Here is a 22,656-nt window from a genome sequence, read left to right as displayed (position 1 = left end):
CAACCGCTTTCTCAGGCTTTTATTGCAAAGTGTGTTGCTCGATGAATTCCATCGGCTGCAATCCTTCGCGGCTCACCAGTCGATTCAACTCGATCCGTGGCAAACGAACGGCCAGCAAACTGATGCCTTCTTCGTCGTGTTCTTCTTTTTGCACCGCGCCGAGTTCGAAAAACTGCGCACGCAGTCGAGCAAAACGTTGCGGCAAACGCAAGGTGCCAACAAACAAATCACTGCCCAACAGTTCGGCCACGGCCTGCTTGAGCAAATCCAGACCCGTACCGTCCTTGGCCGACAACCAGACCCGCTGCGGCTTGCCATCGGCATCGCGCTGGATCTGCGGCTCCACGCCCTCGAGCAAATCGAGTTTGTTGTAAACCTCGAGGATCGGCAAGTCTTGAGCGCCGATCTCCCCGAGCACCACCATGACCTGTTCAATCTGGGCCATGCGCTCGGGTTCATGGGCGTCGATCACGTGCAGCAGCAGGTCGGAGTTGCTCGACTCTTCGAGCGTAGCCCGAAATGCCTCGACCAGTTTGTGCGGCAGGTGACGAATGAAGCCCACGGTATCGGCCAGCACAATCGGACCGAGGTCGTCGAGTTCGAGTCGGCGCAGGGTCGGGTCGAGGGTGGCGAAGAGCTGGTCGGCGGCGAAGACGTCGGAATCGGTCACCGAGTTGAACAGCGTCGATTTGCCGGCGTTGGTATAACCCACCAGTGAAACCGTCGGAATGTCGGCACGCTTGCGCCCGCGACGAGATTGCTCGCGCTGGCTGCGGACCTTTTCCAGACGCCCCTTGATCTGCCGCAGGCGAACCCGCAACAGGCGCCGGTCGGTTTCGAGCTGGGTTTCACCCGGGCCGCGCAGACCGATACCGCCCTTCTGCCGCTCGAGGTGCGTCCAGCCACGAACCAGCCGCGTACTCATGTGCTCAAGCTGGGCCAGTTCGACCTGGAGCTTGCCTTCATGGGTGCGGGCGCGCTGGGCGAAAATATCGAGAATCAGACCCGTGCGGTCGATCACCCGACACTCGAAAACACGTTCGAGGTTACGTTCCTGACTGGGCGTGAGGATGTGATTGAAAATCACCAGATCTACCTGTTCGGCTTTGACCAGGTCGCGCAATTCCTCGACCTTGCCGCTGCCAATCAGGTATTTGGCAGATGGCCGATGACGCGGCACGTTAAAAAACGCGACGGTCTCGGCGCCAGCCGACATTGCCAATTCCTGGAACTCCTGCGGATCTTCGCGCGCCTCAGGGTCCTGACCATCCAAGTGAACGAGAATTGCCCGCTCACCACCACCGTGGCGCTCAAAGAACAAAGGAGACTCCTATCAGGCGTTACCCGGAGCAGGATCAGCGTCGCCCTGTTCACTTTCGGCGGCACTTGGCAGACGAATTGGACGAACCGGCACCACTGTAGAGATAGCGTGCTTGTAAACCATCTGGCTGACGGTGTTTTTCAGCAGGATAACGAACTGGTCGAAAGACTCGATCGTGCCTTGCAGCTTGATCCCGTTGACCAGGTAGATGGAGACCCCCACTTTCTCTTTACGTAAAGTATTCAAGTAAGGGTCTTGTAGCGAATGCCCTTTTGACATGTGCCGCACTCCTTTAAGGATTCAATATAAAAAATAGGTAAAAAATGGCTTGTGGCCGTCAAACCCCCAAGGATAGACGGCAATTGCAAGGACTCAGCTCAATATGGAGATGGTCCCCAGGTATTTCAAGGCGCGCGGCAGATTGTCGCAATCAAGGCTGTCCAACCAGTGTAAATCAGCCCAACTGCGCAGCCAGGTGAACTGGCGCTTCGCCAGCTGGCGCGTGGCAATGATTCCACGCTCCTGCATCTCGGCTTGCGTCAGCTTGCCATCCAGGTAGTCCCAGACTTGTCGGTAGCCTACTGCACGTATAGACGGCAACCCGGCATGCAGGTCACTTCTCTTACGCAGGGCTACGACCTCGTCAATGAATCCCTGTTCCAACATTAAAGTAAATCTTTGTTTAATTCGCTCATGCAGTACCTGGCGATTAGCCGGAGCTATGGCCAGGTTCGCGACAGTATAGGGCAATTGTTGCTGTCCCGAAGCGGCTGCTTCAGTACTTTGCGCAGATTGTCGCAAGCGCAGCTCAGTCATGCTTTGACCGCTGACACGATAAACCTCCAGCGCTCGACTGAGCCGCTGGGGATCGTTCGGATGTATACGTGCTGCAGATTCCGGATCGATCACTGCCAATTGATCGTGCAGGGCTTGCCAGCCAAGGCGTACAGCTTCTTCTTCGATCTGCGCGCGGACCTCGGGATCGGCGGCGGGCATGTCCGCCAGACCTTCGACCAACGCCTTGTAATAGAGCATTGTGCCGCCCACCAGCAGCGGAATTTTACCGCGCGCGGTGATGTCGGCCATGGCTTCCAGGGCATCACGTCGGAATTCCGCGGCGGAATAGCTCTCTGCCGGGTCGAGAATATCGATCAGACGATGGGGGAATTCGGCCAACAGCGCTTTGGAAGGCTTGGCGGTGCCGATGTCCATGCCACGGTAGACCAGCGCCGAATCAACGCTGATCAGCTCGCAGGGCAAGACTTTGGTGAGCTCGATGGCCAGGTCGGTCTTGCCGGCGGCGGTCGGCCCCATCAGGAAAATCGCAGGAGGGAGCTGGCTCATCAACGACCGCGCAAGAACAGTTTGTCCAGATCGTCCAGCCCCAATTGGGTCCAGGTCGGTCGGCCATGGTTGCATTGACCGCTGCGCTCGGTGTTTTCCATATCGCGCAGCAGACCGTTCATTTCCGGCAGGGCCAGACGCCGATTTGCACGAATCGCGCCGTGGCAGGCCATGGTCCCGAGCAGCTCGTTCAGGTGCGCCTGGATCCGGTCGCTGGTGCCGTATTCCATCAGATCTGCCAGTACATCACTGACCAGTCGATTGGCTTCAGCCTGCTTGAGCAAGGCAGGAATCTGCCGAATGGCCAGGGACTCCGGGCCAAGACGCTGCAACTCGAAGCCCAGGCGCTGGAACCAGGCGCCGTGCTCTTCGGCGCAATCGGCTTCACGCTGACTGACTGCCAGGGACTCCGGCACCAACAGCGGCTGGCCACTCAGGCCTTCGCTGGCCATGGCGATTTTCAGACGCTCGTACATGATCCGCTCATGGGCGGCATGCATGTCCACCAACACCAGGCCCTGGGCGTTTTCCGAAAGAATGTAGATGCCTTTGAGCTGCGCCAGCGCATAACCCAGCGGCGGAATGTCGTCCTGTCCGGCCGGCAGCGCGACCGCGTTGGCTTCTGGCAGCGGCGCAAAGAACTCACGGTAGGCAGCCTGGGCTTCAGCCGCAGGCACACCCGATTGAGGGCGCGGCGAGTACTGATACTGATAACCAGCACCTGCGCCCGAGCCTGCCGGCGTATTGAACGACGGCTGAGCCTGAGGCTGTTCCAGCAAGGCATTGGCCGCCAGACGCATTTCGCCCTGCGGACCGAACTCGCCAGCATCAATACCGGTGGGTCGAACGATGGCTGTCGCCACAGGCGCAGCCAGTTGATCTTCCGGACGCACATCGCCCAGGGCGCGGTGCAAGGTGCCATAGAGGAAGTCGTGGACCATGCGCCCGTCACGGAAGCGCACTTCGTGTTTGGTCGGGTGCACGTTGACGTCGACGCCCGCCGGATCGACTTCGAAAAACAGCACGAAGGTCGGGTGACGGCCGTTGAACAGCACGTCGCGATAGGCCTGGCGCACCGCGTGGGCCACCAGTTTGTCGCGTACGGCACGGCCGTTCACAAAGAAATACTGCAAGTCTGCCTGGCTGCGGTTGAACGTCGGCAAGCCGACCCAGCCCCACAAATGCAGGCCATTGCGCTCGATCTCGATCGGCAGCGCCTGCTCGAGGAAACCCGAACCGCAAATCGCCGCCACACGCCGGGCACGGGCTGCGTCGTCATGGGCTTCGTGCAGGCTAAGGATGGTCTTGCCGTTGTGGCGCAGATGGAACGCCACGTCGAAACGCGCCAGGGCCAGACGCTTGATCACTTCTTGCAGGTGATCGAACTCGGTTTTTTCAGTCTTGAGAAATTTGCGTCGCGCCGGGGTATTGAAGAACAGGTCGCGCACTTCGACCGAGGTCCCGACCGGATGAGCGGCCGGCTGTACCCGCGGCGCCATGTCCCGGCCTTCGGTTTCGACTTGCCAGGCCTGATCGGCCTCCTTGGTACGGGACGTCAGCGTCAGCCGTGCCACGGAACTGATCGAGGCCAGGGCCTCGCCACGAAACCCGAGACTCATGACCTGCTCGAGGTCTTCCAGGTTGCGGATCTTGCTGGTGGCGTGACGGGCCAGGGCCAGCGGCAAGTCATCGGCGGAAATGCCGCTGCCATCGTCGCGCACCCGCAGCAATTTGACTCCACCCTGCTCCACATCGACATCGATGCGCCTGGCGCCGGAGTCGAGGCTGTTTTCCAGCAACTCCTTGATCACCGAAGCCGGGCGCTCGACCACCTCGCCGGCGGCAATCTGGTTCGCCAGCCGGGGGCTGAGCAGCTCGATGCGAGCTGTATTGGTCAGCACCTGGTTCATTCTTTGGCCGCCAGTTCAGTGCCGGGAATAGTCAGATGCTGACCGACTTTGAGCTCATCACTCGCCAGGTTGTTGGCGCTGCGCAGCGTGGCTGGAGACACCTGATAGCGAACGGCAATCATCGCCAATGTCTCGCCCGGATTCACCCGATGGTCCCGCGGCCCCTGGGCGATCTTGCCGGAATCACGCAGCCAGGCGATGTAGGTGCCTGGCGGCGGATTCTGCTGGAAGAACTGGCGCACGCCGCTGCTGATCGACCGCGCCAGTGCTTGCTGGTGGCTCGATGCAGCGAGTTTCGAGGCTTCGTTGGCGTTGGAGATGAACCCGGTTTCCACCAGAATCGACGGGATGTCCGGCGACTTCAGCACCATGAACCCGGCCTGCTCCACCCGTTGTTTATGCAGTGGGGTGACCCGGCCGATGTTGCTCAGGACCTTCTGGCCGACGTTCAGGCTGGACGTCAGCGAGGCTGTCATCGACAGGTCGAGCAGTACGCCCGCCAACATGCGGTCCTTGTCGTCGAGGCTGACGTTGCCGGCACCGCCGATCAGGTCGGAGCGGTTTTCACTGTCGGCCAACCAGCGCGCCGTCTCGGACGTGGCGCCGCGATCAGACAGGGCGAATACCGACGCACCGAAGGCGGCGGTCGAGGGGGCGGCATCGGCGTGGATCGAGACGAACAGGTCGGCGCCCTTCTTGCGGGCGATCTCGGTACGCCCGCGCAAAGGAATGAAGTAGTCGCCGGTACGGGTCAGTTCGGCACGGAAACCTTTCATGCCGTTGACCTGGCGCTGCAGTTCGCGAGCGATAGCCAGCACCACGTCTTTCTCACGCTGACCGCGAGAACCCGAAGCGCCCGGGTCTTCACCGCCGTGGCCGGCATCGATGACCACCACGATGTCGCGCTTGCCGGCTGGGGCTGGCGGCAATTTGACCGGTGGATCGACCGGGGTGACCGGAACCGGGGCCACTGTCGCCACGTTGGTCGGCGGCGCAATTGGCGCGGCATCGGCGGGATTATCGAATAGATCGACCACCAGTCGATTACCGTACTGGGCATTTGGCGCCAGGGTAAAGCTTTTCGGTGTGACGGCTTTTTTCAGGTCGATGACCACCCGCAGGTCGGTCGGCGTGCGTTGGGCCGAGCGCATGGCGGTGATCGGGGAGTTTGAGCTATTGACGTTCAGTGGCGCCCCGAGGCTCGCACCATTGATGTCGATCACCAGTCGATCCGGGGCAGTCAGGGTAAAGACGCTGTGCTGGACAGGCCCGGTCAAGTCGAACACCAATCGTGTGTTATCCGGTGCCCGCCACAGGCGAACGCTGTTGACCTTCGTCTCGGCCACAGCGTCGACGGTCACCGCCAAAAACAACAATCCTACGGCAGCTACCATCGCGCGAAAGCGCATACCTGACCCCATCATTTAATTGGATTCCAATGCCAAAGCGGCACACCACGACTCGCCACGCGAGCCCTGGGACAAAATGTTCAGCGAACGCCCGCTGTCTTGCGGGCTAATGGTAATGGTCAGGTCGGGCTTTGGCAAAAAGCCTGAGCCCTTGCGGGGCCATTCGATCAGGCACAGCGCATCGTCTTCGAAGTAATCACGGATGCCGAGGTACTCCAGCTCTTCCGGATCGACCAGTCGATACAGGTCGAAATGGAAGGCCCGGATGTTGCCGATCTCATAAGGCTCGACCAGGGTGAAGGTCGGACTTTTTACTGCGCCAACATGCCCCAACCCCCGGATGATACCTCGCGACAGCGTGGTTTTCCCCGCACCGAGGTCGCCTTCAAGAAAGATCAGGCCATGCCCCTGGGTGGTGTGGGCGATACGCGCGCCAAAATCGGTCATGGCCTGCTCATCGGCCAGGTACAGGGTTACTTCAGACACGGTGCTTGCTCCTCCAACAACTGACGAATGGCTGGAATCAGATCACTGGCCGCCAGCCCACGGCCCGATTTGCCTTCTTGTGCACCGGCATTGGCGTGCAGCCAGACCGCGAGGCAAGCGGCGTCAAAGGCGTTCATGCCCTGGGCCAGCAAGGCGCCCAACAATCCTGCCAGCACATCGCCCAATCCGGCGGTAGCCATTGCCGGATGCCCCTGGTCGCATATCGCCAGACGCCCATCGGGACTGGCGATCAGGCTGCCGGCGCCTTTTAGCACGACAACTGCTGTATATTTTTTGCTCAATGCATGAGCAGCAGCGGGACGATCGGCCTGGACTTCGGCAGTCGACAGGCCCAGTAACCGCGCCGCTTCGCCCGGATGCGGCGTGATCACACAGTCCTTGGGCAAGCTCACCTGTTCTTCGGCCAAGAGATTCAAGGCATCGGCGTCCCAGACTTGCGCAAGGGGTGCGTTGGCCGCTGCCGACAACAGACTGCGCCCCCAGGACGCCTGCCCCAGGCCTGGACCGACGACCAGCACGGAAACCTTTTGAAGCAACCCCATCAGTTGATTGGCCGACGAAGTGCCCAGCACCATGGCTTCGGGAATTCTTGCCAGTGCGGCGGGAACGTGTTCACTGCGTGTCGCGAGGGACACCATGCCCGCACCACTACGTAGTGCAGTTTGCGCACTCAGCAGGATCGCGCCGCCAAAACCTCGATCGCCGCCGATCAACAGCACATGACCGAACTTACCTTTATGGGAAGTGGGAGCGCGGTTGGCCAGACGCGGCACGTTACCGGCCGTAAGTCGACGCGCACTGATGTCGACGCCATTAAATGACTCAGGGGTGGCTTGCAGATCATTGAAGACCAATTCGCCGACCACGTCCGCCGCGTCGCCAGTGAACAGCCCCAACTTCAAGCCGATGTAGGTCACGGTCAGATCAGCCCGGACGGCCGTGCCGAGCATACGTCCCGTGTCGGCGCAAAGGCCGGAAGGGATATCCACTGCCGCCACCGGCAGGCCACCGGCATTGATCGCCGCGATGACGCCGGCATAGGGCTCTCGCACTTCTCCCGTCAGACCGGTGCCGAGCAAGGCATCCACCACCACACCGCGCAACTCGGACTGCGCGTTCCAGGCTTGAACGGCGACGCCTTCGGCTACGGCCTCGGCGTGGGCCAGGCCTGCATCGCCTTGCAAACGCTGAGGCTCACCGGCTGCCAGGACGCGCACGTGCCAGCCTGCTCGTTTGGCCAAAACAGCTATTAAATAGCCATCGCCCGCGTTATTGCCATGACCAGTCACCACACTCAGCTCGTTCGCCGCCGGCCAATGACGGACCAGCGCACGCCAGGTTGCGCGAGCCGCCCGCTGCATCAATTCGAAGCCCGGTGTGCCGGCCGCGATCAGGTTCGCATCGAGCCTTCGCACTTGCGCGGCGCTGTACAGCGCGTCGGGTAATTCATCTTTAGTGTGCGGCATGCGTCTTCAGGCTCCGATGTCTGGCAGAATTATACGCACCTCAGCTCCGGTTTCTCTCGTCTCATGCCCGCTATTACCACAGACCTGCCCGCCCTCGCCCAATCCATCAAGGATTGGGGCCGCGAGCTGGGCTTTCAGCAAGTCGGCATCAGCGGCCTGGACCTGGCCGAGCATGAGCAGCACCTGCAGCGCTGGCTCGAAGCCGGCTACCACGGCGAAATGGAGTACATGGGCGCCCACGGCAGCAAACGCTCGCACCCGGAAGAGCTGGTGCCGGGCACGTTACGGGTCGTTTCCCTGCGCATGGACTACCTTCCCGGCGACACAGAAATGGCCCAACGCCTGGCCCAACCGGAAAAAGCCTACGTTTCGCGCTATGCCTTGGGCCGCGATTACCACAAATTGATCCGTAAACGCGTGCAACAACTGGCAGAAAAAATCCAGGCGGTCATCGGCCCGTTCGGCTACCGCGCGTTCGTCGACAGTGCGCCGGTGCTGGAAAAGGCCATCGCCGAAAAAGCCGGTCTGGGCTGGATCGGCAAAAATACCCTGGTCTTGAACCGCAAGGCCGGCAGTTACTTCTTTCTCAGCGAGCTGTTCGTCGACCTGCCGCTGCCCGTGGACCCGCCCCACGCTACCGAGCACTGCGGTCGTTGCACCGCATGCCTGGACATTTGCCCGACCAATGCGTTCGTCGGCCCCTATGTACTGGACGCCCGGCGCTGCATTTCCTACCTGACCATCGAATTGAAAAGTGCGATTCCGGAAGAGTTGCGACCACTGATCGGCAATCGGGTGTTTGGTTGCGATGACTGCCAGATCGTCTGCCCTTGGAACCGCTTTGCCCGTCCGTCCGGCGAAAGCGACTTCAAGCCGCGGCACAATCTGGACAATGCCGAACTGGCCGAATTGTTCATGTGGGACGAAGACAAATTCCTGAGCAGCACCGAAGGTTCGCCGCTACGCCGTGCCGGCTACGAGCGCTGGCTGCGCAATCTCGCGGTGGGCCTGGGTAATGCACCGTCGAGCATTCCGGTGCTGGAAGCCTTGAAGGCGCGACGCGAACACCCATCGGAACTGGTCCGCGAACACGTGGCATGGGCCCTGAAACAACACGGTTTGCAGTAGGAGCAGCCGGTCGACGCTCGATTGCTCGCGATGGTCGTCAACGATAACGCTGAAAGCCTGACACCCCGCGGCGTTCTCGGGCTCATCGCGAGCAATCGAGCGTCGACCGGCTGCTCCTACCAGGGACCGTGTCAGGCTTCGTCGTTGTAGACGAACTTGGGCATTTCCCAGTGGAAGCGTATTGCCAGTAACCGTAGCAGGAAGCCGCCGAACAGCGTGATCAGAATCGCTTGCTCGCCGGGCACTTGCAGGTAGATACACAACAAGTAGCACCACGCTGCAGCGAACGAGACGCTGGCGTAAAGTTCGCGGCGGAAAATCAGCGGGATGTCGTTACAGAAGATGTCCCGCAGGATGCCGCCGAACACCCCGGTGATCACCCCGCTGACCGAAGCCACCAGCATGCCATGACCCATTTCCAGCGCGATCATGCAGCCGATCAGGGTAAAGGCCACCAGACCTACGGCGTCGAGCACCAGAAACAGCGAGCGCAGGTGGCGCATCCAGCGTGCGGCGAACACGGTGAACATCGCCGCGATCGAGGTCAACACCAGGTATTCCGGGTGTTTGACCCAGGTCAGCGGGTAATGGCCGAGCAATACGTCGCGTACCGAACCGCCGCCCAACGCCGTGACGCACGCAATCAGCACCACGCCAAACCAATCCATGCCGCGACGGCCGGCAGACAGGGCACCGGTCATGGCTTCGGCGGTAATGGCGATAAGGTAGAGCATCAGCAACATGGTGGCGGTCCTTGCAGGAAGGCGCGCAGTCTAGCCATTTCGGTGCCGCACCAAAAGCGGGCATTTACGCAAATAGACCGCGCCGCCTTCTTCGCGGGCAAGCCTCGCTCCTACAGGTATCGAGTGTGTTCACAATTTTTGTGTCCACCCCGAAACCTGTAGGGGCGAGGCTTGCCCGCGAAGGTGCCGGTAAAGGCACCGCCAAATCAGAACTTGATGAAGTTCTTGCGGTAATGCTGCAACTCGGCGATGGACTCACGGATGTCGTCCAGGGCCAGGTGGGTGCTGCCTTTCTGGAAGCTGTCGCGCACGTCCGGCGCCCAGCGTGCGGCCAACTCTTTAAGGGTCGACACGTCGAGGTTGCGGTAGTGGAAGAAGCTTTCCAGGGATTTCATGTGGGTATAAAGGAAGCGACGGTCCTGGCAGATGCTGTTGCCGCAGATCGGCGACTTGCCCTTCGGCACCCATTTTTCCAGGAAGGCGATGGTTTCGGCTTCGGCTTCGGCCATGCTGATGCGGCTGTCGCGAACCCGCTGGGTCAGGCCCGAGCCGCCGTGTTGACGAGTGTTCCACTCATCCATGCCGGCGAGGATTTCATCGCTGTGATGGATGGCGATGACCGGACCTTCGGCCAAGGTGTTCAGATCGCTGTCGGTGACAATGGTCGCCATCTCGATGATGACGTCGGTATCAGGGTTCAGACCGGTCATTTCCAGGTCGATCCAGATCAGATTCTGTGGGTTTTGCATGTGTCGGCTCCTAGGCAATGCTGCGCAGTTTAGCCTAGGGAACTGGCCGGGCGTGCTAAACTCGCGGCCGTTTTACCTAATCGCTGCATTCTTGATACGGAACACCCATGGCCAAACGCCAACTCAATCGTCGTCAAAACTGGCGCATCGAAAAGATTCAGGGCGAACGCGCTGCCCGCGCCGCCAAACGCGAGTCCTCGGCTGTCGAGGCACTCGAGGGTGGCGACCTGGGTCCGGAACAGACCGGCCTGGTGATCGCGCACTTCGGTGTGCAGGTCGAAGTCGAAGCGCTCGATGGCGAGTTGGCCGGCCAGGTGTTCCGCTGCCACTTGCGCGCCAACCTCCCGGCGCTGGTGACCGGCGATCAGGTGGTCTGGCGTGCCGGCAACCAGGGGATCGGCGTGATCGTGGCGCAACTGCCGCGTAAAACCGAACTCTGCCGCCCCGACAGCCGTGGCCAGCTCAAGCCGGTGGCGGCCAACGTCGACATGATCGTCATTGTCTTCGCGCCCCTGCCCGAGCCCCACGCCAACCTGATCGACCGTTATTTGGTCGCGGCCGAGCACGCAGGGATTCGTCCGCTGCTGCTGCTCAACAAATTCGACCTGATCGACGAACAGAACGCCCCGGCGCTGAATGCCTTGCTGGCGGTCTACCGCACGTTGGGCTATCCGGTGCTGGAAGTGTCGGCGCACCACGGCAACGGTATGGAGCAACTGCAGGAGCAACTGGACGGGCGCATCAGCGTGTTCGTCGGCCAGTCCGGTGTCGGCAAGTCGTCGCTGGTCAACAGCCTGTTACCGGAAGTCGAAACCCGCGTCGGCCCGCTGTCCGAGCTGTCCGGCCAGGGCACCCACACCACCACCACCGCGCGCTTGTTCCACTTCCCCGGTGGCGGTGAGTTGATCGACTCCCCGGGTATTCGCGAATTTGGCCTGGGTCACGTCAGCCGCGCCGACGTCGAAGCCGGCTTCATCGAGTTCAACGACTTGATCGGCACCTGCCGCTTCCGCGATTGCAAGCACGACCGCGAACCGGGTTGCGCCTTGCTCAAGGCCCTGGAAGAAGGCCGCGTGCAGCAGCAACGGATGAACAGCTATCGCTCGATCATCGCCAGTTTGCCGGAGAGCAGCTACTGAGTAGTTTCCCGCAGAGACAATAAAGCCGCGGTCATTTCGCGGCTTTCTCACTTTCAGCAAGTAGCTTTTTCCAACTTCCAGCCCAGCGCATCCAACAACACAGCCTTCCTGAGTCAACATGTGTTCAGCATCGGCGAAATTCTCAAGATCGTGACGGCGTCTTTGACGCATAGGCGGGTTGCGCTGTTGAACAGTCACGGCCCGACGAAAACACCTTATGTCCAAATCTTCATCGCAGGGCTGAGTTAACGGCCAAACAACATGATTTACGCACGCTATCAGCGCTCGTGATAACGTGCGAAAAAATTGAGTTAATTTAAGCTGAAGGCTTCTTGAATGGACTTGATCAAGCGGTCGCCATCCACCCCTTTGTAACCTTGGGGGCTTGACACAAGCTCAGCGGGCACTTGGCTGAGAAATGACGTCAAATCAAGAGCTATTCGTTCAGGGAGCTCGGTCATTCCTTTTGTAAGACCGACAGAAAGGAAAATAACATCCCTAAAGTGTTTATTGATATCACGACTGTCCACTCGTACGCCGCTCTCGATCTGCGCTTTCTTGTTAAGCCAGGCATGGGCTTTGAGCGGAACGAGCCGATCAGCCCCAATGTGACTAATTTCTTGGGTATGGTCGACGCCAGCTAGGAGAAAGTTGTAATACTCATCATCGAGGATGATCGCAGAAAGGCTCGCGGCTTGTTCTTCTACAGGGATTTTGGTCATTCGTGCCGATTCTTCGTGCTCCAGGCCATCTGGCACACGAGAAAAAAGCTCGACCTGAACAGGGAAGGATTTGTCTTCAGGATTCTGGAAGCGATAGAAAACAGGGGAGTCCCCATCGCTGTCTCCATTTTGCCGAATGGCATACCCGCCGTCTTTGATGAATTTCCAGAACTGACCTACGTACTCACGATTGAGAGCCTCAACGACCAGTACGACATCCAGATCCTTGGTAGCTCGAAATGGCTCATCCAAAAGCTCCATGGTAATGGATGCTGCCACCCCGCCAATCAGAACGTAACTATCCTGGTAGTCTTTGAAATACTCTCTAAAACGGTCGATACCTACCACCATTTCACGCCCTCCATCATTTCATCCAAACACATTTGCACCCGGTCATCATGCTCATCTTTGAGACTCAGGTAGAGAGAAAATGGATCTACAGTCCCAGTGGCTATATTGCTATGCAGAGGGTCATAGCTCCAAAACTGGATGCAGCACGCTGCATGGTTTTGCGGCACCTCATAATAGGGACATGTGGTCTCAAACTTCAATTTGGCCGTCTTTGATTTTGAGCCCCATAAACCGAACTCTTCCCCATAGACAATATTCATCTTCGAGCGGTGATCGGACTGAGCGAGCTCTCGAATGTGATCGAACTGCGCAGTCGTCAATGCGAAGCTAGGTACTTTTGGACTGGCGAGTAGGCTCATCTCTGCCAAGGCCGCCTCCCCCGCCAACAACAATGGGGTGTCAAATGCCTCAGGAATTGAATTTAGCCAAAGCGTTTTTTTCACCGGCGTGCGCATGAACTCTTTCGCCATTTCCCAAGTTTCCTTGGGCGACAAATGAAAAAAAATCGCGACTTCGTCCATTTCCTTTGAAGGCTGAACAATGTCCAAGTCGATCAGCTCTTTAATGGCTCGAGTGACGGTCATTTTCGAGTAGGTAAAGGATTTCTCGAAAGTAGAGCGCGTGGTCCGTAGCCGGCGCTGCCACCCGTTAATCAAGAACTGAATAAGCATGGATTGAGTGGCGGGGCTCAGAACCTGAGGTTTTTCCAAACGCCGCCTGTAGTGCTCACGCAAATCCATTCCAAACGCAGGAAGATAAAGCTGGTTTCCTGGCACGATGAATTGCACGCCTTTTTCGACCAGTCGTTTTCTGTCATAGCTCGGCAGCGTGTCTGTGACGAAGACCATGAGGTCGCTGGTTTCGGGCGACTTCTTCGCCAGCAGGTTCTTGATTACCTGCATATGCTTGGCGACATCCGCAAGGCTAGCTTCCCGCCGTGGACGCTCCTTGAGGATGAGACAGTTGGTCCCTAAGATTTCCGTGACGAAAAACTCGTATCGGTCACGCAGCGCATACGGAAGAATTTCGACCTGCTCCCACGGTATTAAGCGCAGCTTCAGGCCAAGCACTCTCTCTACATAGACCTTGAGCTCGATCAGGTCACGCCGCTCATGGAGGTCATGGTCGTAGCTGGTGAAATTAACCATGGTCGTTCTTCCGCATCACGATTTCATCACGATATCAGAGGCTCTGATAGCGTGCAAAATTCCTGATATTCTCCCGTGAATTTTGATACAAATCCTTGTGAAGCGGGAAAAAAATAATGGCCGAGGCGCGAGTGACACTCACGATAGGGGGGGGCAGTTAACAGCCCCCCTACCGCGACCAGATTTTTGGGCCCACTACATCGCTCAGAGTCGGAAGGCCGCCCGCAGCAAACTCGCTCACCACAAAAGGCATAAACAAAGAGTGCGCTTAAATGAACTGCATGACGCGACGATCGCGTCTTTCTGATTTTCAGCGTACGGCTTTTTCCAGCTTCCAACCCAGCGCATCCAAGGCGTCGCAGCCATCCTGAATCAACATGTGTGCAGCGTTGGCGAAATGCTCCAGGTCGTGACCTTCGGCATCCTTCACGCACAAACACGTGACGCTGTTGAGTAGATTGCGGGCGGCTTTGATTCGGTGGGTGGCAGTTTCAAGAAGATCGGAAGTACGGGCTTCGGTATCAATGTAAAGCGTGGGGCGAACGCTGAAGTTGCCTTGGAGCGGATGGTATTTGGACATGGCTTGAATTTCATCTGTTAGGTAAATCTCCCACCCATTTCGCGGCTAAACGAATTGGGTGGTAGCTGTGCGCGGGTTAGCCGACCGGACAGATGCACCCGGCACACCCGAAGGTGTCCCACGCACAGCCACCATAGACATGAAAATGCCAGGCAGCAAAAAGCGCCGCGTCTAAACGGGCGCTTGTGCATCATCTGTAACGACCGGCTAAAGTCGATCGCCGATTCGTCGGCGACGGGCGAACTATAGGCGAGGTTCCAAGCGAAGTAAAACCCGGTTCATACGTATAGGAGGAGCCCTACACCATTCTCCGAAAAATCCTAATAAATTGATTCCCCCTCCAGCCAAAGTCATATCTCCGCGCGTCGCATAGATCGCCATGTAGGAAACATTTCCTCTTCTTGAAGGACATGTCTCTTTAACAACGCAGGTCTTGTTACTGACAACGAAATGCATACAGTTGAGCCCTCTTCGCACACTGGCGATAGCGCAGGACATTTTTGCGTACCTGACATTTGTTCATCGACATTTCGACGAGGGACTCAACTGGTCGCGTGGTCCTGCCCTCCTCCAACCTTTCGCATACCGCCACTCACCGACCAGTTTCATAAGTCCGGAAAGGTACACAATGGAAAAAATTAAAGCTTACTTCCAGAGGCATGGAAACGCGCCCTTCAAACTGGGAGAAGGACGGGTCAGTGGTTATATATCTGCGACGCTCGGACTTTTATGTCTATTGGCGGTACTTTGCTTCCTGTTTCCCGAATGGTTGACCACCGCCCATCTGCGAAACGTCTACGATGAGCAGTTTGCACGCACAACATTGCTATTAGGCCTGGCGCTATCATTCAGCCTCGGCACCCTGAACATCTTGCTAAACAAGCGCAAGCGACTGGGGATCACCGGAGTGCTAGCTTCAGGCCTCGCCGTGTTCCTAGGCGGCACCAACGTACAGATCAATCCGATTGGTGAAACGCCTTACTCGTTGGGTTTGGACTGGTTCATTCTGGCTTTGCTTATTTCCGCCCTGGTTTTTATCCCACTGGAGAAACTGTACTCAAAAGATCCGAACCAGAACATCCTTCGCCCTCACTGGCGGACGGATCTGACCTATTTTTTCGTCAGCCACATGCTGGTGCAATTCATCCTGATTTTCATCACTGCTTCTTCAAGTTTTTTGGTCGGCTGGGCAGCATCGACCAACCTGCAAACTAACGTACAAACGCTACCGCTTTTTGTGCAGTTCCTATTGGCAGTACTCGTAGCCGATCTCGGCCAGTATTGGCTGCATCGCCTGTACCATGTGGTGCCTTGGCTTTGGCGTTTCCATGCCGTGCACCATTCAAGCACCCACATGGACTGGCTCGCCGGTTCGCGGATTCACTTTGTCGAGATCCTGCTCACCCGAACAACTGTGTTGATGCCCCTGATATTGCTGGGCTTTTCGCCCCATGCACTGAACGCTTACGTAATCCTGGTAGGTGTCCAAGCCGTGCTGGCCCACGCGAATATACGTATCGACGGCGGCTGGTTGAATTACCTCGTCGTTCTGCCTCGTTATCACCACTGGCATCACGCTCGACACAAGGATTACATTTATAAAAATTACGCCATCCACCTGCCGATAGTAGACATGCTATTTGGCACGTTCAAATTGCCTCCCAAGGAATGGCCAACACACTACGGCATATTCGGCAAAGCACTTCCATCGGGCATCCTGCGCCAGCACTTGTACCCTTTTAGGAGACCCTGCTTGAAACCCGAGCCGACAACTGAGCCAGGTGCGTTGGAAAAGTAGTTTTGCGTTCAAATCCCACAAAAAAGCCGCGATCATCGCGGCTTTTTTGCGGGTCACGGCTTGGGCGGCTCACCCGGTTTCGGCGCCGGGTCATCGAACAGATTCAAACGCTCGCGAAGCTCATGCGCCGGTAACGGCTCTTTATCTGCAGGCAACGCATTCGGGTCGACGGGTGTGGCCGGCACTTCACCCGGGGCGCCCTGCCCTGGCGTCGGTTCCGGCGCAGGCTCCGCACCTTGCGCGCCTTCTATGGCACGCTGGGCTTTTTTGGTCAGCACCACGATGTCGATACGGCGATTGACCGGGTTGAACGGGTTGTCCCGATCAAACAGTGCCGAGGAGGCATAGCCGACCACTCGCGCCACTTGCGATTCCGGGTAGCTGCCGGCTATCAGCGCACGGCGGGCAGCGTTGGCACGGTTGGCCGACAGTTCCCAGTTACCGAAATCGCCGGTACCCGCATAGGGTTGGGCATCGGTGTGGCCGCTAATGGTGATCTTGTTCGGCACCGCTTTGATGGTGTCGGCCATGGCCAGCAAAATGTCTTCGAAATAGGGTTTCAAACGAGCGCTGCCCGAGTCGAACATCGGCCGGTTTTCCGCGTCCATGATCTGGATGCGCAAACCATTGGCAATGATCTCGAACTGGATCTGGTCCTTGAATTTGTGCATCTGAGGATTTTCATCAACCTTGCTCTGCAACTCTTGCAGCAGCAGTTCCAGGCGCTCCTTCTCGACCTGCTCGGCCATGCCATCGGCCTGTTCGGTCTCGATGGTCACCTTGTCCGGCTGAGGTTGGGATTTGACCTCGGGATTGAGCGTGGTTTCCGGTGCCAGGGTCGGCGAACCACCCAAGTCGATGATGTAGGGCGTGCCGCTTTCGGTAAAGCCGATCGGGTCCTTGAAGTAACCGGCGATGGCGATCTTCTGCTCAGGCGTTGCGTTGGACAGCAGCCACAGCACCAGGAAGAACGCCATCATCGCCGTCGCGAAGTCGGCGAAGGCGATTTTCCAGGCGCCCCCATGATGCCCGCCGGCGTAGCGCTTGACGCGCTTGATGATGATCGGCTGGTTATTTTCCATGACTCAGCGACCGCGAACCGCTTGTTCCAGCTCAGCGAAGCTGGGACGGTGCGCCGGGTACAGCACCTTGCGGCCGAACTCCACCGCCAGCGATGGTGGCATGCCGGAAGCGGAAGCGACCAGCGAGGCCTTGATGGCTTCGTAGACGTTCAATTCTTCCTTGGCATCGTGGGCCAGGGAGTGGGCCAGCGGGCCGAAGAAACCATAGGCTGCCAGAATACCGAAGAAGGTACCCACCAGCGCCGCACCGACGTGCACGCCGATGGCTTGCTGATCGCCATCACCCAGGGAAGCCATGGTCACCACAATACCCAATACCGCCGCGACGATACCGAAGCCGGGCATGGCGTCGGCAATGCCGTTCACGGCATGGGAGGGGTGGTCCAGGTCTTCCTTGAGACTGTACAGCTCCATGTCGAACAAGCCTTCCAGCTCATGGGGAGCCATGTTGCCGGACGACATGATGCGCAGGTAATCACAGATGTACGCCGTCATGCGTTCATCTTTCAGGACCGCCGGGTACTTGGCGAAGATCGGGCTCGCGGCGGCATCTTCGATGTCGCCTTCGATGGCCATCATGCCTTCGCGGCGGCTCTTGTTGAGGATCTCGTAGATCAGCCCCAGCACCTCGAGGTAGAAGGTGTGGGTGAAGCGCGAGCTGAACATGCCCAAGGACTTCTTGAACACGCGCTTCGTCATGTGACCGGGGTTGGCCTGCAGGAATGCGCCCAGGGCCGCGCCGCCGATAATCAGCACCTCGAAGGGCTGAATCAGGGCGGCAATTTTGCCGTGGGAGAGCACATATCCGCCAAGCACGCTCGCGAATACGACGATGATGCCGATTATTTTAGCCATAGGGTGGGGAGCACTTACTGAGTCGGGTTCAAGGTCATATTCGGGGGTTGAAAAATCTCTTCTTCTCCTTATCGGCAAAACTGCGCCAGACTATAGCCCGTTCAGGTTAAAAGCCAATTTGGCCCGCTCCGGGCATAGGTAATGCAGACGATGATCGCGCCCAGGCATGGCTAACGAAACAAACGCTCCAACGCCGCAACCGAGCACACTCGAAGGCTGGGTCAAGGCTGCGCTACAATCCATCCCTTTGTGCTCTGGAGACCTCACATGTCTGACTTCTCTGGCTTGACCCTGGTGATCGAGCCAAGCGACCTGCTCGCCCGTCTCGAGTCCCGCGAACTGATCCTGGTGGACCTGACCAGCAGTGCCCGCTATGCCGAAGGGCATATTCCCGGCGCACGCTTTGTCGATCCGAAGCGCACGCAACTTGGGCACGCGCCTGCCCCAGGCCTGCTGCCGACTCACGCGGCGCTGGAAGCATTGTTCGGCGAACTGGGACACAACCCCAATGCGGTCTACGTCGTCTATGACGACGAAGGCGGCGGGTGGGCCGGGCGCTTTATCTGGCTTCTGGATGTCATCGGCCATGGCAACTACCACTATCTCGACGGCGGCCTGCAGGCCTGGCTGGCGGAAGGTTTGCCCATGTCGATCCAGATCCCGGCTGCGGTCGGCGGCCCGGTCCCCCTGACGTTGCACGACGAACCCACCGCGACCCGCGAGTACCTGCAAAGCCGTCTCGGCGCGGCCGACCTGGCGATCTGGGACGCCCGCGGGCCGCTGGAGTACTCCGGCGAGAAGGTCCTGGCGGCCAAGGCAGGGCATATCCCCGGCGCGGTCAATTTCGAATGGACCGCGGGCATGGATCCGGCACGTCACCTGCGCATTCGCACGGACATGCCGCAGATCCTGGAGCAACTCGGGATCAGCAAAGACAAAGAAGTGATTACCCACTGCCAGACTCACCATCGCTCTGGCTTCACCTATCTGGTGGCCAAATCCCTCGGTTATCCGCGGGTCAAAGGCTACGCCGGTTCATGGGGCGAATGGGGCAACCATCCCGATACTCCCGTAGAGCATTAAGGTTTTTAAGGACCGTCAATGAATAAGCGTTTGTTTATCCTCAGCCAATACCTGCTGCCCCACCATGTGCTGTCGCGACTGGCCGGCTGCATTGCCGAATGCCGCGTGCGCTGGTTCAAGAATGCCTTTACGGCGTGGTTCGCCAAGCGCTATCAGGTGGACATGTCCCAGGCACTGGTCGAAGACCTCACCGCTTACGAGCACTTCAATGCGTTCTTCACGCGCGCCTTGAAAGAGGGTGCCCGTCCGCTGGACCAGACGCCGGGCGCCATCCTCAGCCCCGCCGACGGTGCCGTCAGCCAACTCGGCCCGATCGAACACGGCCGCGTGTTCCAGGCCAAGGGTCACAGCTTCAGCGTGCTGGAGTTGCTCGGCGGTGACGCTGCCAATGCCGCGCCATTCATGGGCGGCGATTTCGCCACCATTTACCTGTCGCCGAAGGATTATCACCGCGTGCACATGCCATTGGCTGGCACCCTGCGCGAGATGGTCTACATTCCGGGGCGGATTTTTTCCGTCAACCAGACTACCGCCGAAAACGTGCCGGAACTGTTTGCCCGCAACGAACGTGTGGCGTGCATTTTCGACACTGAGCGCGGGCCGATGGCCGTGGTGCTGGTGGGCGCCATGATTGTGGCATCGATCGAAACTGTCTGGGCCGGGCTGGTCACGCCACCCAAGCGCGAGCTGAAAACCTTCCGCTACGACGAAGCGGCCCGTGCGCCGATCCATCTGGAAAAAGGTGCAGAACTGGGTCGCTTCAAACTGGGCTCGACCGCCGTGGTGCTATTCGGGCCGGACCAGGTGAAGTGGGCTGAAGAACTGGCGGCCGGTTCGCCGGTGCAGATGGGCCAGGGCATGGGTCTGCCAACAGCCTGATGCATGATCCGACCTCGCGAACGTCTTCGCGAGGTCGGACATTTCGGTGGTGCCGTTACTCTATCTGGCCACGAAAGCCGATCGGTCCTTCATTGGCGTAGGTATTGGTGCCACTGAGGTTTTTCCCTCCGTCTTTGGAGGTCACGCTCAACGCGACAACGTTCTGATTATCCCGGCCCCCGATGACCCATTTGCCACCCGGATGCCATGGGGCATCGTTGCCACCCCACTGATTTTCAACGTTGTACTGGTTCTGGCCCGTGCGTTGAGCCTTGAAGCCAATGGGACCTTCGCCGGCATAAGTCATGGTACCGGTGAAGCTCTTCCCGCCATCGCCCGATTTGATTTCGATCGCGACGACGTTCTGGTTGTCCCGCGCGCCCAGTACCCAGTCTCCACCTGGATGCCAGGGTGCCGAACTACCGCCCCATTGATTTGCCACTACGTATTTAGACATGAACCTCATCTCCTTGAAGTTACGAAGAGACCTGCCCTGCGCCTGCAGCAGGCCGTACGACTGTGCGTATCCAGTCGCACGACTGTCAGAGTAGTAGCACACCCGGACATCATCTGGCTGACAGACAAACGGTAATCCCCTTACCCTGCACTACTTTCCCTGTTGGAGCTTGTCCACGGCATGAATGAAACCGCTCCCCACCTCTTGCTACGCGCGCCCACCCCCAAGCAGTTGCGCCTGACGTTCTGTGAAGCCACCCCGCGCGACCTCAAGCGCTGGATTGCCAATCTGCCTAAAGCCAACATCGGCGAAACCGCTCGCCAGCTCTATCAAGGCTTGAGTGAACTCAATCAGCTCCTGACACCCAGCGATAACCGCCTGCAACTGCTCGAGCTGCTAAGGCCCGAGGTGTATTACGTCTGCAAACACCTGGAGCGGCATTTCCTGCATCAGTCGATTGTCCTCGACGAACGTTCGCGCAAGATCGCCAACCTCTGCCAGGCACTGCAAAATCACCTGGCGATTGGCTATAAACAGATTGTCGTGCGCATTTCCCCGCGCTTCAGCAAGGACCGTGCGCCGCTGCTGACCCAGGCGTTGCAACGGGCGATTCACTGCCTCAACGGACCCTTGGTCCGCGCCACCCAGCTGTATTGCCCGGTACCGCAAGGGTTGTGGCTGGAGCTGCATCAGCTGTATCGGATCGCCTGTACACACCAGCTGCAGTACCTGAGTTTGCGCGACGAACTGGCCAGCCAGACGCCAACGCTAAGCATCGAACAGACCTACGTCGTCGCTTTGCTTCTGGGTGCCGCCCGTTGCAACCAACTGCGGCAGAACCAGATTGCCCGGGTTGCCGAAGTGCTGGAACCCTGGAGTAAATGGATCAAACTGCAACCCGGCAAGCGGTCCGATGGATTGTTTGCCATCGCGTCGGATATCGACACCGGACCTCGATATCACTCCCGATTTCAACCCGAGCAGCAGGCAAGCCTGCTGGGGATTGATCCGCAGTCGCTGGTCGCAGCCATCGAAACGCATTTGCAAAAGACCGACAGCTCGACACCGCTGCCAGTACCTGCAGGGGTGAGCCTCGATACCCTGCAACACCTCCATGCGGCCTGGGGCCAGACGGCCGAGCGCGGCTTCCAGCGCACTGTCGGTCAAGGCACCTTGACCCTGTGCATCGGCATGAGCGCGCTGCACTTCTATCTGGGCGGGCAACGTTCGTTCAGCGACATCCTGAAACGCTCGGGCTCCCGACTGGCGCAGTTCTCGGCAATATCGCCTGCAAGCCGGGTAAAAGACCTGTGGAGCCCTGTCTTTGGCGCGTCGCCCCATGGCAACGTGGGCGATCTGTTGCCCTACGAAGAAATCGAATACCCGCAGCTTCAGAGCGACGACAGCCATGAGGCACCCGACCGCAATCGACACTATCCGACTTATGTCTTGACCGTGATCAATCACAGTCCTGGCGGTTATTGCCTGGCCTGGTCAGGCGCAGTGCCCGCCGAGCTACAGGCGGGCGAAATGGTGGGCATCGAGGATTCTGCAGGTCAAGGCTGGAGCATCGCTATGGTGCGCTGGATCCGTCAGGTGCGTGGCGGTGGTACGCAAATGGGCATCGAGCAGGTCGCGCCTTACGCCGAACCTTGCGGGCTGCAACTGCTGCGTGACCATGGCGATCACAGCCAATACCTGCGCGGCTTGTTATTGCCGGCCATCAGTGCGATAGACCTGCCGCCGACGTTGCTCGCTCCGCGCCTGCCCTTTCAGGAAGGCCACCAAGTGGTGATCAATACCAACGGCGAGGAACGCCGGGCCGGGCTGGAGCGGCGAGTGGCGAGCACCCACAGTTTCAATCAGTTTGCCTATCGCTTGCAGGAGACGGTCGCAAACGTCGAGGCCGTGGGGAGCGGTGTGGTCGGTATCGAGCAGGAATTTGATTCGTTGTGGAAGACGCTTTGAGGGTGAGTCTTTAACAC

21 protein-coding genes are annotated in these 22,656 nt (G+C 58.8%); 6 read left to right on the top strand and 15 right to left on the bottom strand.

The window, feature by feature from the left end; genetic code table 11:
- Positions 1 to 19: 19 nt before the first annotated feature.
- The 7 genes from hflX to F8N80_RS02645 all read right to left on the bottom strand — a co-directional run bounded on the left by hflX (position 20) and on the right by F8N80_RS02645 (position 7,957).
- Positions 20 to 1,321, bottom strand: coding sequence for a ribosome rescue GTPase HflX (hflX, locus tag F8N80_RS02675; protein WP_150743917.1), 1,302 nt, complete (start codon positions 1,319 to 1,321; stop codon positions 20 to 22).
- A 12-nt stretch (positions 1,322 to 1,333) separates the two neighbouring features.
- The gene (hfq, locus tag F8N80_RS02670) at positions 1,334 to 1,600 is read right to left on the bottom strand and encodes an RNA chaperone Hfq (RefSeq protein WP_150783168.1); all 267 of its coding nucleotides are present in this window, start codon (positions 1,598 to 1,600) and stop codon (positions 1,334 to 1,336) included.
- Positions 1,601 to 1,693: 93 nt separating this feature from the next.
- On the bottom strand, positions 1,694 to 2,665 hold the full coding sequence (miaA, locus tag F8N80_RS02665; protein WP_150743916.1) for a tRNA (adenosine(37)-N6)-dimethylallyltransferase MiaA: 972 nt from the start codon (positions 2,663 to 2,665) through the stop codon (positions 1,694 to 1,696).
- Positions 2,665 to 4,575, bottom strand: a complete 1,911-nt coding sequence (mutL, locus tag F8N80_RS02660; protein ID WP_150783167.1) for a DNA mismatch repair endonuclease MutL — start codon at positions 4,573 to 4,575, stop codon at positions 2,665 to 2,667. Before mutL ends, miaA begins: the two co-directional genes overlap by 1 nt.
- Positions 4,572 to 5,999 (bottom strand): N-acetylmuramoyl-L-alanine amidase, encoded by a 1,428-nt coding sequence (locus F8N80_RS02655; protein WP_150743914.1) that lies wholly within the window; start codon positions 5,997 to 5,999, stop codon positions 4,572 to 4,574. Before F8N80_RS02655 ends, mutL begins: the two co-directional genes overlap by 4 nt.
- The gene (gene tsaE / locus F8N80_RS02650) at positions 6,000 to 6,470 is read right to left on the bottom strand and encodes a tRNA (adenosine(37)-N6)-threonylcarbamoyltransferase complex ATPase subunit type 1 TsaE (protein WP_150743913.1); all 471 of its coding nucleotides are present in this window, start codon (positions 6,468 to 6,470) and stop codon (positions 6,000 to 6,002) included.
- Positions 6,458 to 7,957 (bottom strand): NAD(P)H-hydrate dehydratase, encoded by a 1,500-nt coding sequence (locus F8N80_RS02645; RefSeq protein WP_150783166.1) that lies wholly within the window; start codon positions 7,955 to 7,957, stop codon positions 6,458 to 6,460. The genes tsaE and F8N80_RS02645 overlap by 13 nt, the downstream gene beginning before the upstream one ends.
- 63 nt (positions 7,958 to 8,020) lie before the next feature.
- Between F8N80_RS02645 and queG the strand changes: the two genes are divergently transcribed.
- Complete coding sequence (gene queG / locus F8N80_RS02640) at positions 8,021 to 9,085, top strand: tRNA epoxyqueuosine(34) reductase QueG (protein WP_150743911.1); 1,065 nt, start codon at positions 8,021 to 8,023, stop codon at positions 9,083 to 9,085.
- Positions 9,086 to 9,216: 131 nt separating this feature from the next.
- On the opposite strand, the gene F8N80_RS02635 is transcribed toward queG, so the two are convergent.
- Together F8N80_RS02635 and orn are read right to left on the bottom strand one after the other, a co-directional pair.
- Positions 9,217 to 9,828, bottom strand: coding sequence for a trimeric intracellular cation channel family protein (locus F8N80_RS02635; RefSeq protein ID WP_150743910.1), 612 nt, complete (start codon positions 9,826 to 9,828; stop codon positions 9,217 to 9,219).
- A 206-nt stretch (positions 9,829 to 10,034) separates the two neighbouring features.
- Positions 10,035 to 10,577 carry an oligoribonuclease gene (orn, locus tag F8N80_RS02630; protein ID WP_150743909.1) on the bottom strand — a complete coding sequence of 181 codons (543 nt, stop codon included), beginning with the start codon at positions 10,575 to 10,577 and terminating at the stop codon, positions 10,035 to 10,037.
- Positions 10,578 to 10,684: 107 nt separating this feature from the next.
- Between orn and rsgA the strand changes: the two genes are divergently transcribed.
- The gene (gene rsgA / locus F8N80_RS02625) at positions 10,685 to 11,716 is read left to right on the top strand and encodes a small ribosomal subunit biogenesis GTPase RsgA (protein ID WP_128872843.1); all 1,032 of its coding nucleotides are present in this window, start codon (positions 10,685 to 10,687) and stop codon (positions 11,714 to 11,716) included.
- Positions 11,717 to 12,027: 311 nt separating this feature from the next.
- Here the strand turns inward: rsgA and F8N80_RS02620 are convergent, their stop codons facing one another.
- The 3 genes from F8N80_RS02620 to F8N80_RS02610 all read right to left on the bottom strand — a co-directional run bounded on the left by F8N80_RS02620 (position 12,028) and on the right by F8N80_RS02610 (position 14,517).
- The gene (locus tag F8N80_RS02620) at positions 12,028 to 12,789 is read right to left on the bottom strand and encodes a hypothetical protein (protein ID WP_150743907.1); all 762 of its coding nucleotides are present in this window, start codon (positions 12,787 to 12,789) and stop codon (positions 12,028 to 12,030) included.
- The gene (locus F8N80_RS02615) at positions 12,780 to 13,937 is read right to left on the bottom strand and encodes a hypothetical protein (RefSeq protein ID WP_150743906.1); all 1,158 of its coding nucleotides are present in this window, start codon (positions 13,935 to 13,937) and stop codon (positions 12,780 to 12,782) included. Before F8N80_RS02615 ends, F8N80_RS02620 begins: the two co-directional genes overlap by 10 nt.
- 310 nt (positions 13,938 to 14,247) lie before the next feature.
- Positions 14,248 to 14,517: a hypothetical protein gene (locus F8N80_RS02610; RefSeq protein ID WP_150743905.1), complete on the bottom strand. Its 270-nt coding sequence runs from the start codon at positions 14,515 to 14,517 to the stop codon at positions 14,248 to 14,250.
- Between the two features lie 628 nt (positions 14,518 to 15,145).
- Here F8N80_RS02610 and F8N80_RS02605 point away from each other — a divergent pair.
- Positions 15,146 to 16,315, top strand: a complete 1,170-nt coding sequence (locus tag F8N80_RS02605) for a sterol desaturase family protein (RefSeq protein WP_150743904.1) — start codon at positions 15,146 to 15,148, stop codon at positions 16,313 to 16,315.
- Between the two features lie 53 nt (positions 16,316 to 16,368).
- On the opposite strand, the gene motB is transcribed toward F8N80_RS02605, so the two are convergent.
- A complete protein-coding gene (gene motB / locus F8N80_RS02600; RefSeq protein WP_150783165.1) occupies positions 16,369 to 17,397 on the bottom strand; it encodes a flagellar motor protein MotB in 1,029 nt (342 codons plus the stop codon).
- 3 nt (positions 17,398 to 17,400) lie between these two features.
- Positions 17,401 to 18,252, bottom strand: coding sequence for a flagellar motor stator protein MotA (gene motA / locus F8N80_RS02595; protein ID WP_150743902.1), 852 nt, complete (start codon positions 18,250 to 18,252; stop codon positions 17,401 to 17,403).
- Positions 18,253 to 18,519: 267 nt separating this feature from the next.
- Between motA and rhdA the strand changes: the two genes are divergently transcribed.
- Positions 18,520 to 19,335: a thiosulfate sulfurtransferase gene (gene rhdA, locus F8N80_RS02590; RefSeq protein ID WP_150743901.1), complete on the top strand. Its 816-nt coding sequence runs from the start codon at positions 18,520 to 18,522 to the stop codon at positions 19,333 to 19,335.
- A gap of 18 nt (positions 19,336 to 19,353) precedes the next feature.
- The gene (gene asd / locus F8N80_RS02585) at positions 19,354 to 20,214 is read left to right on the top strand and encodes an archaetidylserine decarboxylase (protein ID WP_150743900.1); all 861 of its coding nucleotides are present in this window, start codon (positions 19,354 to 19,356) and stop codon (positions 20,212 to 20,214) included.
- Positions 20,215 to 20,269: 55 nt separating this feature from the next.
- Here asd and F8N80_RS02580 read toward each other — a convergent pair whose 3' ends face one another.
- Positions 20,270 to 20,671, bottom strand: coding sequence for a lectin OAA family protein (locus tag F8N80_RS02580; protein ID WP_150743899.1), 402 nt, complete (start codon positions 20,669 to 20,671; stop codon positions 20,270 to 20,272).
- Positions 20,672 to 20,851: 180 nt separating this feature from the next.
- On the opposite strand from F8N80_RS02580, the gene F8N80_RS02575 reads away from it, so the two are divergent.
- A complete protein-coding gene (locus F8N80_RS02575; protein WP_150783164.1) occupies positions 20,852 to 22,639 on the top strand; it encodes a molecular chaperone in 1,788 nt (595 codons plus the stop codon).
- The last annotated feature ends 17 nt before the right edge of the window (positions 22,640 to 22,656 follow it).

This window comes from Pseudomonas fluorescens, from assembly GCF_902497995.1.
GTDB lineage: Bacteria > Pseudomonadota > Gammaproteobacteria > Pseudomonadales > Pseudomonadaceae > Aquipseudomonas > Aquipseudomonas fluorescens_BK.
Note: the sequence above shows the minus strand (reverse complement) of the source record. Positions and strands in the feature narration are given on the sequence as shown.